The following is a 13,160-nucleotide window of genomic DNA, read 5'->3' on the forward strand; positions in this document are numbered from 1 at the left end:
TCAGGCTCCGTAGCCGTCGAATTCGGCGGGGCGCTCGAGCACGGAATAGCCGCGCCTCAGATCGGCCACGAAGACCTGGATCTGCCGCAGCGTCATCAGCACGAAACCGGCGAAGACCGAATAGAAGACGATGTTGCGCGGCAGGTTGATTGTCACCATCCGCTCGCGATAGACGACGGCGGTGTAGCGCCACAGAAGCCACGACATATAGGCGAAGAAGCCGATCGTGATGAGGCTCACCAGAAGCGCCATCGCGCGGCCGGCCCGCGGCGGCAGGTAGCGGTAGATGATGTCCACATGGATATGGCGCATCATGCGCGTGCACATCACCGAGCCGAGGAAGACCACGACGACGAGGCAGTTGATGGCGATCTCCTCCGTCCAGGCGAAGCTGTTGTTCAGCACGTAGCGGGTGAAGAACTGCAGGAACACGCAGGCCGCCATGCCCCAGAAGACCACGAGCGTCACCCAGTCCTCGACGGCGAAGCGGGAGAGATCGGCTGCTGCCGCCTCCTCATCGAAGGCATGCGCGAGCTCTTCCGCGGTGATTTGCGTGTGCACTTCCTTATCCATTGGCTGGCTCCGGACGCGAAGGAGGAGAAGGCCCGGCGCATCCGCGCGCCGGGCCTGTCGAGCTTTGACGACTTACTGGACGGCGCGGATCGCCTCCCAGTCCTCCTTGCGGTAGCCGAATTCCTCGAAGCTCACCTTTTCCATCACGTTCTTCTCGAAGTCGGCCCTGTCGACTTCCGTGACGGTGAGGCCGCGCTCCTTGAACACGTCGACCAGTTCTTTCTCGCGCGCAACGATCTTGTCCGTCGCCCGCTTCGCCGCCTCCTGCATCACCTCCGTGAAGATCGCCTTGTCCTCGTCGGAGAGCTGCGACCAGCGCGTCTGCGAGACGATCGTGTTCAGGTGGTCGACGATATGGCCGGTGAGCACGATATGCTTTTGCACCTCGTAGAACTTCTTGGCCTCGATCGTCGTCAGCGGGTTCTCCTGCGCTTCCACCGTCCCCTGCTGCAGGGCGAGATAGACCTCGGCGAAGGCGATCGGCGCTGTGTTGGCGCCGCAGGCCCGCGGCATGGCGAGATAGGCGGGCACATCAGGCACGCGCATCTTCAGGCCCTGCATGTCCGCGCATTTCTCGATCGGCCGGTTCGACGTCGTATGCCGGGTGCCGTAATAGGTGGTGGCGGTGATGTGGTGGCCGGAGGCCTCTTCGTAACCGCCCGTCAGCTCCTTGTATTTGTCGGACTTCGTGTAGGCCAGCAGATGGTCGGCGTCACGGAAGATGAAGGGGAAATAGGTGACGCCGATCGGCGGATATTCGCGCGCGGCGAAGCTCGAGCCGGAAATGATGATATCCACCGTGCCCAGTGTGAGGCCCTGGTTGATGTCGGACTCCTTGCCAAGCTGCGAGGCCGGATAGACGTCTATGTGATAGCGCCCGTCGGTGCGTTTCTCGATCTCCTCCGCGGCCCACACCGATTCGGTGTGGAACGGCTCCGTGGTTTCGTAGACATGCGCCCATTTGAGTGCGGTCTGGGCCGCGGCGGAGCCCACCGAGATGGCGAGCGCGGCGGCGGCGCCGAGCAGGACAGTGCATTTCGAAAGCATGGTTTTCCTCCCTTTCTGATGGAATCGTTGATTGTGGGCCGGTCTCCTCCCGGCCCTGCTTCACTCCTCCGCGACCTCCTTGACCGCGGTTTTCTCACCAAAATTGCGTGAGAATCTGGATTGCGAGCGGCTCAAATGCCGTTCCATGGCCGCCTTGGCGCGCTCGGGATCGTGCGCGGCAATGGCGTCGCGCACCTCGCCATGCTCCTTCCAGGCGGCGTCCCAGGAATCGCGGTTCTCGAAATAGCTGGAGAGGCGGCGGAAATAGGGGTTCATACGCTCGTCGAAGAGTTCCCGCACCACCCGCACGAGCACCGCATTGCCGAGGATCTCCGCCACGGCCATATGGAATTCGCGGTCGAGGTCGACGACCTCGTCCGACGGGTGTCTGCTCGTCTCCATGCGCCTGAGCACGTCGTCGAGCCGTTCAAGATGGCCCGCATCCACGCGCCGGGCGGCTTCCGCCGCGATCGCCGCCTCGATGAACCCGCGCGCCCGCAGCAACTCGAATGGCCCTTCGCCGTTCTCGGTCGAATTCTCGTCGGCGCGCGATGCAGTGACATAGATTCCGGAGCCCACACGGATGCGCACATGCCCCTGCACCTCGAGAGCGATCAGCGCCTCACGGATCGTCGGGCGCGAAATGCCCATCCGCTCCGCAAGCTCGCGTTCCGTGGGCAGGCGATCGCCGACGGCATATTCGCCGCTCTCGATCAGCTCACGGAGCTGGTCGGCAACCTGCTGGTACAGCCTGCGCGGAACGATCGCTTCGATCGGCATGGTCGCCGCATTCTCCTCCCTGATGATGCCGAACCAAAGCGGTAAATTGGTCTGGCCAATCGGAAAGTGGCGCAAGATCGAATGCAAGTCAACGGGGGATGGTGGAGGGGGAGGCAACACCTCACGCCGGCATGCGCGGCACGCTGGCGAGCAGTTTCCGCGTATAGGGGTGCTGCGGGCGAGCGAGGATGTCCGCCGTCCTCCCGCTCTCCACGATCCGTCCCCGTTCGAGGATGATGATCTCCTCGCAGAGTGCCGCGACCACGGCCAGATCGTGCGAGACGAGCAGGACCGTCATGGATTTCGAGAGGGTCTTGAGCAGGTCGACGATGCGGATGCGGGTGGAAAGGTCGAGCGCGCTCACCGCTTCGTCGGCCAGAATGAGTTGAGGGCGCGCCACGATCGCCCGCGCGATGGCGATGCGCTGGCGCTGGCCGCCGGAGAACTCGTGCGGATAGCGTGAGATCGCTTCCGCCGGCAGACCGACATCGGAAAGCGCGGTCTCGATCGCCCGACGGTGTGGGCCCGGAATGCCGAGCGCGCGCAGCGGCTCTGCGATGATCGCCTCGACCTTCTGGCGCGGATCGAGCGAGGAATAGGGGTCCTGGAACACCGCCTGCACGGCCCGGCGGTAGCGGCGCATGAACCCCCGGTCGCCGAGGTCCAGCACCTCGTCCCCGAAGCGGATCGCGCCGGAGCCCGGCCGCTCCAGTCCGAGCAGGAGCTTCAGGATGGTCGATTTCCCGGAGCCCGACTCGCCGACGAGCCCGACATTCGTACCGGCCTGCACCTCGAACGAGACATCGTGCAGCACCGGCTGCCGGCGCGAATAGCCGAAGGAGACCGCATCCGCGGAAATCAGGCTCATCGCGCGCCTCCCAGCGCCTCGTCAAACGCGGCAGCAGCAGCCACCAGTGTCCTCGTATATTCGTGCGCGGGCGAACTGAAGACGGACCTGACCGCCCCCCGCTCCACCACCTCGCCACGGCGCAGCACCGTCACCTCCTCGACGATTTGCGCCACGATGGGCAGGTCATGGCTGATGAACAGGAGCGCCATGCCGCTCTCGTTCACGAGATCCGAGAGGAGCTCGAGGATTTCGGCCTGTGTCGTCACGTCGAGCGCCGTCGTCGGCTCGTCTGCGATCAGCAGCTTGGGCCGGCAGGCAAGCGCCATCGCAATGGCCACGCGCTGGCGCTGACCGCCGGATATCTCGAAAGGATAGGCGTTCGCGATGCGGGCGATATCGGGCAGGGAAACCCGCTCCAGAAGCTCGCGCATCTCGCGATCCACCGCCCTCCGGTCGAGCGCCCCGCCCTCACGGCGGTAGCGGCGTACGAGCGGCTCGGCCACCTGCCGCCCGACCTTCATCAGCGGGTCGAGTGCGGTCAGCGGCTCCTGGAACACCGTTCCGGCAACGGCACCGCGCAGCGCCACCAGATCCTCCTCGCGGGCGCCGACGACCTCCTTGCCGTCCAGCAGGACGGAACCTTCCGCCCGGATGTCCGGCGGAAGAAGGCCGATGGCTGCAAGGGCCGTCAGCGACTTGCCGGAGCCCGATTCCCCGATCAGCCCCATCCGTGCGCCGGACGCTACGGAGAGCGAGAGGTCCGAGACGAGCGCCTGGCCGCCGGTGCGCAAGGTAAGGCCCTTGATCTCGAGAAGGCTCATCGCGAGCGCCTCCGCGTCGGATCCCCGACATCGCGCAGGCCGTCGGCGAGAAGGTTCATGCCGATGACGAGCGAAACCAGCGCGATGCCCGGCGCGATCGCGCCGAAGGGAGCGGTGTAGACCGTGCCCTGCGCCTCCTGCAGCAGCCTTCCCCAGGACGCATTGGGCGGTGGTGCGCCGAGACCGAGATAGGAGAGCGAGGCTTCCGCGATCACCGCCAGCCCGAACTGGAGCGCGAAGTTGACCGAGAGCGTCGGCCAGATGTTCGGCAGGAGATGACGGAAGACGATGCTCGGCCAGGACGAGCCCGCCGTGCGCGCGGCGGTGATGTAGTCCATCGCGAGCACGCGCTTTGCCAGGATTCGCGTCAACCGTGCCACGATCGCGGAGATCGCGATGCCGAGCGCCAGGATGGCGGAGAGAAGGCTCGCGTTTCCGGTGGCCGCCACGACGAGCATGGCGAGCAGCAGAGTCGGGAAGGCAATGAGGATATCGAAGGTCGCTGCCAGCGCATCGTCGAGATAGCGCGTGGCGAAGGCGGCGAGCACGCCGAATGTCACGCCGATCGCCGCCGCAATCGCCACGGCGCCGGCACCCACCGTGAGCGCGATGCGTGAACCGATCATGATCTGGGTGAAGAGGTCGCGTCCCAGCCGGTCCGTGCCCGCCCAGTGCGCCCAGGACGGTGCTTCGAGCCGGCCGCCGGCCATGCCGGAGGGATCGTAGGGCGTCCAGAAAAGCGTGAGGAGCGCCACGGCCACATGCAGGCCGACCAGGAGCAGGCCGACGCCAAGGGTGAGCGAGCGCGGCGTGCGGCGCGCCGGCATTGCCTGCGGCTCGGCAAGGTCGGTCATCGCTCCCTCCCCCTCGCCTCACGCAGGCGCGGATCGATCAGGCGTTGGGCGAGATCGGCGAAAAAGCCGATCAGAAGCACGAGCAGCGTCGAGATGAAGAGCACGCCCTGGATGTTCGGATAATCGCGCTGCTCGATCGCCAGAAGCAGCATGGAGCCGAGCCCCGGCAGCGCGAAGACGCGTTCGACCACGACGGCGCCGAGCAGCGTCGTCGCAAGCTCGATGCCGAGGATCGAGACCACCGGCACCGCGCCGTTGCGTATGCCGTGGCGGACCAGCGCTTCGGAAAAGCCGGAGCCCAGGGCCCGTGCGGTGCGCAGATAGTCGCTGCCCAGCACGTCCTGCGTGGCCGAGCGGACGTAACGCAACAAAGAGGCAGACATGACGGCGGCGATGGTGACGATCGGCAGGAACAGCGCACGCAACGCCTCGAAGGGGGCGCCCCAACCCTGCGGGGGGAAGCCGCCGGAGGGAAAGAGCCTGAGATTGACGGCAAAAAAGGTGACGAGAAGAATGCCCACCCAGAAGACGGGGATGGCGATGCCGAGCTGCGAGACGACGGAGATCGCCGCTCCGTACCAGCGATCCGCCTTCACCGCCGCAAGAATGCCGAGCGGTACCGCGATCAGGAAGGCGAGCGTGAAGGAAAGCAGCGTGAGCGGCACGGTGACCGCCAGCCGCGCCAATATCTCCTGCAACACGGACGTGCGGCTGACGAAGGACGTGCCCAGGTCGAAGCGCGCCAGGCTCAGGATGAACTGCAGGAACTGCTGTGCCAGAGGCAGATCGGAGCCGACCTGCCGACGCGCCGCCTCGATCTGCGCCGGATCGGCACCGACCGAGACCAGCGCGTTGGCGGGGTCGCCCGGAAGCAGGCGCAGCAGGATGAAAAGGACGATGCAGGCCGCCAGGAGCGAGAAGAGGAGGATGGCGAGCCGCCGCAGGATGTAAGCGAGGATATCGACCTCCTTCCGCGGCTCGCCTGACCGGCTACTCCGCGCGCTTGGTAATGTCGTATGCGAAGAACTGCGAATTCAGCCCGTTGATCGGATACCCGCTGACCGACGCGCTCGATACCACGATCTGCGGATAGAGATAAAGCCAGCCGCTCGCGGCGTCCTCCGCGATGATGCGGTTCGCCTCCTTGAGCTTCTCCACCTGCTCGGCTTCGCTGGTGCTGGTCTCCGCCGATGCGATCAGTTCCACCACCTCGGGATTGTTGTAGCCCCAGTAGAAATCCGGATTGCCGTAGAAGACGATGTCGCGGTGGTTCACGTGCTCCTGCAGCGTCGCCTGGAAGTCATGCGCCTGGTAGATCTTGGTGTACCACTCGTTGGCGGTGATGATGTTGATGTTCACCGTGATGCCCACCTTGGCGAGTTCGTTCTGCACGAACTGCGCCACGAGTGGATGCGGATCGTAATTGGGGGTGTCGAGCGTGAAGGTGAAGCCGTCGGCATAGCCCGCTTCCGCCAGAAGCTGCTTGGCGCTCTCTGGGTCATACGGGTCGACATCGGTGAGGTCGATATACCAGGGGTCCGTCGGCGGCACGAAGGAGCCGATCAGAGTGCCGTACTCGCCCCAGATCGAAGAGAGGAGCTTTTCCTTGTCGATCGCGCGCGCGATCGCCTTGCGAACCTTCACGTTGTCGAAGGGCTCGACCCGGTCGTTGTAGGCCAGCACCTCCTTGGTGGTCGACTGGCCCTCCGTCACCACGAATGCCGGATTGTCCCGGAACTGGGCGAGCGAATCCGGACTCTGGACGCTGGTGATGATGTCCACGGCGCCGGTGAGCAGCGCGTTGTTCAGGGCAGTCGCCTCGGTGAAGTAGTTGAAGGTGACGCCGCCATTCGACGGCTCCTCGCCCCAATAATCATCGAAGGGCGAAAGGCTGATCGAGGAGCCGCGCCGCCAGGCGTCGAGCTTGTAGGGGCCCGTCCCGTCCTCGCTCGAGGTCAGATCGCCCGCCGCGTCGTTGACGATCCAGACATAGGTCAGATTGTAAGGCAGTGAGATGGAACGCTCCGAAAGATGGACGACCACGGTCCGGCCGTCGGGCGTCTCGATGCTCGAGATGGTCGAGAGGCTCTTCTTGCGCGAGCTCTTGGAATTTTCGCTCGTCACCCGCTCGATGCTGTACTTCACGTCGGCCGCCGTGAGCGGATCGCCGGAATGGAAGGTCACGTCCGGCTGCAGCGTGAAGGTGTAGGTCAGGCCGTCCTCGCTCATCGTGTAATCGAGCGCGAGCTTCGGCACCACCTCGCCGCTGTCGGCAAGCTGGAACAGGCCCTCATAGACATTGCCGTTGAAGGCCTCGTTGATGCCCTGCCCGGCGCCCGCAGTGTTGTCCAGGTTCTGGGGCTCGTAGAGCGAGCCGATGCGGATGACGGCCGAAGCGTCCGCGTTCTGCGCCTGCGCCCCGGCGCCGGGAAATCCCCCGAGAACCAGGAACCCGGCCGCGGCCAGAAGGCGAAGGCCGTTGTCCTTCCATTTCCTCGTGTCTGTCATCTCATCATCTCCTTGGTTCGCGCGCGGATCGCCATCCCCTGCGGGAGGCGGGAGCTTCGGGCGCAATCTAATCCGCTCCAAGCCGCCCCGCGAGGCAACAGGGTTCCGAGAATAGTGGATTTGGCGCAATGGTGCCCGCGCTATGTGACGTTTCACAGCATACTTTTTCAACGGGCGGGGGAAGGCCGGCTCGATCGCGCCGCTCCGGCTGAAGCCTTTGCCGTTGCCGTCGCCCGGTTCGTCCCCTATGTCTGGCGCTCCACCTGTCCACCGCGCGAGCACCCCAGCCATGGTCAACATCGTCAAGCGTTCCACCGTCGTCGGCGCCTTCCTGCCCGGTAAGGGCCAGGGCAATGTCGAGGCCCGTTCCGGCGCCCGCCTCGATCTCGCCGGCCTGGCGACCGAAAGCGGCATGACCCCGGTCGAAATGATGGATGCAGCACTCGCGGGCTGCCTCGTCCTGAGCGCCCGGATCGCAGCGCGCAATCTCGGCTGGCACGAGCGGCTCGTTTCGGTGAAGGCCGATGTGCGGCACGAGAAGGCGCCCGACGCCCCCTCGCGCGTGGCGGCGTTCGACTGCGCCTTCCAGATCGAAGGCGATTTCTCCCCCGAAGAACGTGAGAAACTGGTGGCCGAGGCCCACCGGCTCTGCACCGTCGGCAATACGCTGGAACGCGGCGCGACCATCCGCGACGTGGAACGCATTCCGGACGAAGGATAGGCGGACGACCCTCTAGGCCGGTTCGTTCCGGCTGCGCTCCGTCAGTTCGATCAGGACGCCGTCGGGATCGCGGCAAAAGGCCACCTTGTGGACGATGTCGGAATTGTAGGCGAGCCGCGGCGCCTCCACCATTTCGACTCCTGCCTCCTCGAGCTGTCTATAGGTCTCGTCCACGCTGTCGAAGCTGAAGGTCAGGTGCCTGACGCCGGCGCGGCCCTCCGCGACATCTTCCGCAAGCAGCGCGCCCGTCGCAGGGCACACCAATTCCAGCATGCCGTTTCCGGTGCTCACGAAAGCGATTTCGTTGCCATGAAGCCCCGGGCGGCGCACGACCAGACTCATGCCCAGGAGATCGACATAAAATTTAAGGCTGCGGTCGATATTGCGGACCGTAAGCCCCACATGCTCGAAGCCTCTCAACAAGGAGCGCCTCCCTCACCTTGCACCGGCTACTCCGCGGGGGAAGCGAAGCGGCCGCGTTCATCCGCCTGCAGCAGTTCACTTATAACGTTGCTGATGTGGTGCGTCATCGCCTTATGTGCGGCTTCGGGATTGCGCATCTTCAGCGCCGCCACGATGGCATGATGATCGCCGATCCAGAGCGGGCGCACGCTTTCGGCGTGGATATGTTCGTGCAGCTTCTTCCACATGCGCGAGGCATCTCGCTGCGCCCAGAGCGCTTCCACCATGGAATAGATGATGGCGTTGCCGGTGATGCCGGCGATCGACATATGGAACTCGCGATCGCCCCTTTCGGCCAGGAGAGGCACATCGGCCTCTCGCTGCATGCGGGCGATGCATTCCTCGAGTTCCATGATGTCGTAATTCGTGGCGCGCTGCGCGGCGAGATAGGCCGCGCCGGATTCCACCGCCAGCCGCGCCTCGAGCAACTCGAAGGGACCAGGACCGATATCCGTGTTGATGGCGTCGAAGCCGATCTGGCTGAAGCGCGCCGGCAGAACGACGATGCCGGCGCGTCCCCTTACCTCCACGACGCCACGCATCTCCAACGCGATGACAGCCTCGCGGATGACGGTACGGCTCACCTGCAGCTCTTCGGCAAGCTCCCGCTCGGACGGCAGGTGCCAATCCGGATTGCCGGCGTTCTCCTCGATGATCCGCGCGATCCGGCGCGCGACGATCTGATATAGTCTCTTGGACTCCAAAATACGGGTCCTGCCTCGCGCCTTCTCCAACCTGCTCTCCGTTCCCGACCGCCTCTCCCGTCTTCGCGCCCGCGGGAGAGGCGAGCAAGAATACTACGCGCTCCTTGCTGCCGCTACGGACGGTTCCGGAAGCCAGGAGCGGTAAAGGGGGTGATCGGAGGTGATCGGCAACGGCGTGGGCCTGCCGGTCCGGTCCGAATGATAGGCGGCCGTCACGAGCTCGAGCGAGTTGCGCGCGTCCTGCAGCGTCACCGGCGGCTCCTCGTCGTTCACCACGGCCGCGTGGAAAAGCTCGAACTGGCGCGTGTAGCCGTCTTCCGTGGGCACGTATTCGGCAAGCGCCTTGTCGATGCGCTCCTGATGCTCCGGGTCGCCGGCGATGAACGTCCAGGGGTCGCGCGCCATGGTGTAAGGCTCGGTTATGCTTTCGGCCGTCAGCTTCTCGAAGCAGAAGCGCAGGCGCGAGATCTCCTTGCGCGAGCCCAGCGTCATCGAAAGCGAGGCCAGCGAGCCGTTCTGCATGCGTACGGACAACGCCATCGTGTCCTCGACCTCGATCCTGTTCACCAGCGTGGCGCCATAGGCGAAGACCTCGGCACAGGAACCGTGGACATAGTTCAGCATGTCGTGGGCGTGGATGGCATGGCCAAGAAGGCCGCCGCCCAGTTCCGTCGCCCATTTGCCGCGCCATGGCACCTCGTAATAGGCGGGGCCGCGCCACCAATGCGTCTCGATCGTGGTGAGGAAGGGCTTTCCCGCCAGCCCGCGCTCGATCAGAAGCTTCAGCTTCTGCAGGCCCGCGCCGTAGCGGTACTGGAAAATCGGCATGAACTTGCGGTCGGTCTTCGCGACGATTTCGCTCATCTCGTCGACCTCGGCGAGCGAGCCGAAGAGCGGCTTTTCGCAGATCACGTGCTTGCCCGCCTCGATCGCACGCCTCGAGAGCTCGAAATGACTGTGCGGCGGGGTGCAGATGTCGACGACGTCGATATCGTCCCGGTCGAAGAGCGAGTCGGTCGCCTGCGTATATTCGGGAACGCTGTGCTGCTCGCACAGGAGCTTGCCGCGCTCCTCGTCGAGCGAGCAGAGCACGGGCACTTCGAACAGATCCTTGTTCCAGCCGAAGCCGGCGAGATGGCGCTGGGCGATGCCTGCGCCGATCACCGCCACACGCAGTTTCTTCGTCATGATGGTCAATCCTGTGGGTTGGATGCGATGACGGCCGCTTTGGCCTGCGCATCGAGCGCGAGACGGCAGACCTCGAAGACGTGGCGCTGCGGCATGGCCGTCTCGGTGCGGTCGCGCACGTCCTTCACGAAGGCGGCGAAGTATTCGAGCGGCTCTTCCGAGCAGTCCGTGTAGCGCACGCCCGACTTGTCGGCGAGGAAAAGATGGTCCTTGCCTTCCCGCCCGGCGATGTCGATGTATTTCCTGAGCTCGATATAGCCCTCGGTGCCGAGGATGGTGAGCCGGCCGTCGCCCCAGGTGGGCAGACCGTCCGGCGTGAACCAGTCGACACGGATATAGCCCGAGGCCTTGCTGCTCCTCAAAAGAACCTCGCCGAAATCCTGGAACGCGGGCGATTGCGGCGTGCCGAAATTGCCGACCGAGCTTGCCACGACCTCACCTTTCTCCGAGCCGGTATAGAACAGGAACTGATCGACCTGGTGCGAGGCGATGTCGTTGATGATGCCGCCATAGGCTTCCGGCGTGAAGAACCAGTCGGGGCGGCTGAAGAGCGACTTCCGGTGCGGTCCCATGCCCAGGGTCTGCACCACCCGGCCGATGGCGCCCTCGGCCACCAGCTTGCCGGCCATCACCGCCGAGGGAACACAGAGGCGCTCCGAAAAGCAGACGGAGAAGATGCGGCCCGTGCGCTCGACGGTCCCTTTCACCTCCTCGAGCTGCTCGGAGGTGGTGACGCCCGGCTTGTCGACCATCACATCCTTGCCGGCTTGCATCGCCCGGATGGCGATGCCCGCACGATCGCGCGGAATGGCGGCGGTGCAGATGACATCGATCGACTGATCCGCGAAGATCGCGTCGCGGTCGAGGGGCTTCGCATCCGGATAGGTCTTGCGGAACTGCTCCATCAGGGCGGGCACCGAGGTCTCGGGGCAGTAGCCCGCGAATTCCGCACCCTCTCCCAGGAGCCCATTCACGTGATCGAATATATGGCCGTGATCGATGCCTACGGCGGCAAATCTCAGCATTGCCGGCTTCCTCCCAACGCGACCTCGTTCAAAAGCGAACGTGACCTGCCGCCCGGTGCTCCTTTTCCGCAGGCAGGCCTTCGTGGTTAGACCAGAACCGAATTCCTGAAAGATGTCAAGCCTGGCGAGGGCGCCGGTGTTTCGGTGAAAATTCTGTACCTTACCCCGTTCTGTGCAGCATTTTTACAGAGGCTATTGACTTTTCTCACGGTCCACAGAATCTTTCTGGTTAGACCAAAGCCGATCGGCCAGGAATCGAGGGGCCGATCGGGACAGGAGGAGAACGGTCGAAATCGGGCTTGAAGGAGCCAGGGAGGAAGAAAATGTCCATGAAACTCGCCGCTATCGTGCCGGGCACGGCGCTCGGGCTGCTGATCACCGCGGCCGCCCATGCCCAGCAGATTACAGTCCAGTGCGACGATCTCGGCTTCGGCTGCGACACCATGGCGCCGGTGGTCGAACGATTCAACCAGGAGCATGCCGGCAAGACCGTGAAGCTCGAGAAGGTCTCCTACCAGACGATCGTCGAGGCGCTGCCGGTGCAGCTCGAATCAGGCGAAGGGCCGGATGCCGCCATCGTCACCGACCTGGGAGGATTGAGCCGCTACTATCTCGACCTCACGCCCTATGTGGACGCCGCTCATTTCGAGCAGGAGTTCGGGCGCACGCTGCAGTGGCTGCGCGGCAGCAACCCGGATGGCGAGGCCATCAACGGCATGCCGACCTCGCTGACGGTGAACGGCGCCTATGTGAACCTCACGTTGTTCGAGCAGGCCGGCGTCCCCGTGCCGCAGGAGGGCGCCACCTGGGACGAGTGGGCGGAAGCGGCACGCCAGGTGGCCGACGCGACACAGACGGACTTCCCGATGGAGATGGACCGCTCGGGCCACCGCTTCGCGAGTTTCGCGATCAGCCACGGCGCGGAGCTGGTGGACGACGAAGGCAATCCCGTCGTCGATGACGGCCTGCGCACCGCGATCGAGAAGTTCGTCGAGTGGCACAAGAACGGCACCATGCCGCTCGATCTGTGGGGCGCGGTCGGCGGCTCCACCCATCGCGAGCTCTTCACCGATTTCCTGAACGCCAATGTGGTCTTCTATTTCGGCGGCTCGTGGACGCTGAACCAGATGGACACCGAAGTGGGCGACCTCTTCGAATGGGCGGTCGTTTCCGCTCCATGCGGCCCTTCCTCCTGCACCGTGATGCCGGGCGGCGGCGCGCTGGTCGGCTTCAGGCACACCGACAATCCCGAGCTCGTGGGCGAGTTCATCAACTATATCGCCCAGCCGGAGAACTATAAGGAAATCATCGCCGCGTCGGTGGAGATTCCGGCCGCAGCTTCGCTGATCGAGGGCGGTGTGGACTATCCCAGCGCATCGGAGCGCACGCGGGAAGCGCTCGCCACCTTCACGAACCAGATCCCGAAAATGGCGCCGGCGGCCTACCGCTTCCAGGGCTGGCGGTTCCAGCGGGCGATGATGAACGCACTCACCACGCGCATCAGCCAGGTCATCAATGACGAGCTTACGGTGGATGCGGCGCTGGAGCGCATCAAGCAGGACGTAGAGCTCGCCATGGACGCGGCCAAGGCCGGCAACCAATAACCACCGCGAGAGGAAGGGCGCAT

General features: G+C 64.6%; 14 protein-coding genes. 2 read left to right on the forward strand and 12 right to left on the reverse strand.

The features are described from left to right. The 8 genes from PVE73_RS20045 to PVE73_RS20080 all read right to left on the reverse strand — a co-directional run bounded on the left by PVE73_RS20045 (nucleotide 1) and on the right by PVE73_RS20080 (nucleotide 7,433). A complete protein-coding gene (locus PVE73_RS20045; protein ID WP_277363933.1) occupies nucleotides 1-573 on the reverse strand; it encodes a TRAP transporter small permease in 573 nt (190 codons plus the stop codon). 72 nt (nucleotides 574-645) lie between these two features. Next, on the reverse strand, nucleotides 646-1,620 hold the full coding sequence (locus tag PVE73_RS20050) for a sialic acid TRAP transporter substrate-binding protein SiaP (protein WP_277363934.1): 975 nt from the start codon (nucleotides 1,618-1,620) through the stop codon (nucleotides 646-648). Between the two features lie 60 nt (nucleotides 1,621-1,680). After that, a complete protein-coding gene (locus PVE73_RS20055; RefSeq protein WP_277363935.1) occupies nucleotides 1,681-2,400 on the reverse strand; it encodes a FadR/GntR family transcriptional regulator in 720 nt (239 codons plus the stop codon). 121 nt (nucleotides 2,401-2,521) lie between these two features. Further along, a complete protein-coding gene (locus tag PVE73_RS20060; RefSeq protein ID WP_277363936.1) occupies nucleotides 2,522-3,268 on the reverse strand; it encodes an ABC transporter ATP-binding protein in 747 nt (248 codons plus the stop codon). Beyond that, complete coding sequence (locus tag PVE73_RS20065) at nucleotides 3,265-4,071, reverse strand: ABC transporter ATP-binding protein (RefSeq protein WP_277363937.1); 807 nt, start codon at nucleotides 4,069-4,071, stop codon at nucleotides 3,265-3,267. The genes PVE73_RS20060 and PVE73_RS20065 overlap by 4 nt, the downstream gene beginning before the upstream one ends. Further along, nucleotides 4,068-4,925: an ABC transporter permease gene (locus tag PVE73_RS20070; protein WP_277363938.1), complete on the reverse strand. Its 858-nt coding sequence runs from the start codon at nucleotides 4,923-4,925 to the stop codon at nucleotides 4,068-4,070. Before PVE73_RS20070 ends, PVE73_RS20065 begins: the two co-directional genes overlap by 4 nt. Then, entirely contained in the window at nucleotides 4,922-5,872 is a 951-nt protein-coding gene (locus PVE73_RS20075; protein WP_277367524.1) for an ABC transporter permease, read from the reverse strand. Before PVE73_RS20075 ends, PVE73_RS20070 begins: the two co-directional genes overlap by 4 nt. A 43-nt stretch (nucleotides 5,873-5,915) precedes the next feature. Next, on the reverse strand, nucleotides 5,916-7,433 hold the full coding sequence (locus PVE73_RS20080) for an ABC transporter substrate-binding protein (protein ID WP_277363939.1): 1,518 nt from the start codon (nucleotides 7,431-7,433) through the stop codon (nucleotides 5,916-5,918). Between the two features lie 289 nt (nucleotides 7,434-7,722). Between PVE73_RS20080 and PVE73_RS20085 the strand changes: the two genes are divergently transcribed. Continuing rightward, nucleotides 7,723-8,154 (forward strand): OsmC family protein, encoded by a 432-nt coding sequence (locus tag PVE73_RS20085; RefSeq protein WP_277363940.1) that lies wholly within the window; start codon nucleotides 7,723-7,725, stop codon nucleotides 8,152-8,154. Nucleotides 8,155-8,166: 12 nt separating this feature from the next. On the opposite strand, the gene PVE73_RS20090 is transcribed toward PVE73_RS20085, so the two are convergent. The 4 genes from PVE73_RS20090 to PVE73_RS20105 form a co-directional block, all read right to left on the reverse strand. Beyond that, nucleotides 8,167-8,577 (reverse strand): VOC family protein, encoded by a 411-nt coding sequence (locus PVE73_RS20090; RefSeq protein WP_277363941.1) that lies wholly within the window; start codon nucleotides 8,575-8,577, stop codon nucleotides 8,167-8,169. Between the two features lie 26 nt (nucleotides 8,578-8,603). Then, nucleotides 8,604-9,320 (reverse strand): FadR/GntR family transcriptional regulator, encoded by a 717-nt coding sequence (locus PVE73_RS20095; RefSeq protein WP_277363942.1) that lies wholly within the window; start codon nucleotides 9,318-9,320, stop codon nucleotides 8,604-8,606. Nucleotides 9,321-9,413: 93 nt separating this feature from the next. Then, the gene (locus tag PVE73_RS20100; RefSeq protein ID WP_277363943.1) at nucleotides 9,414-10,508 is read right to left on the reverse strand and encodes a Gfo/Idh/MocA family oxidoreductase; all 1,095 of its coding nucleotides are present in this window, start codon (nucleotides 10,506-10,508) and stop codon (nucleotides 9,414-9,416) included. Nucleotides 10,509-10,513: 5 nt separating this feature from the next. Next, a complete protein-coding gene (locus PVE73_RS20105) occupies nucleotides 10,514-11,533 on the reverse strand; it encodes a Gfo/Idh/MocA family oxidoreductase (protein WP_277363944.1) in 1,020 nt (339 codons plus the stop codon). Between the two features lie 323 nt (nucleotides 11,534-11,856). On the opposite strand from PVE73_RS20105, the gene PVE73_RS20110 reads away from it, so the two are divergent. Further along, entirely contained in the window at nucleotides 11,857-13,137 is a 1,281-nt protein-coding gene (locus tag PVE73_RS20110) for an ABC transporter substrate-binding protein (protein WP_277363945.1), read from the forward strand. Nucleotides 13,138-13,160 lie beyond the last annotated feature (23 nt).

It is taken from the genome of Chelativorans sp. AA-79, from assembly GCF_029457495.1.
Classification (GTDB): Bacteria; Pseudomonadota; Alphaproteobacteria; order Rhizobiales; family Rhizobiaceae; genus Chelativorans.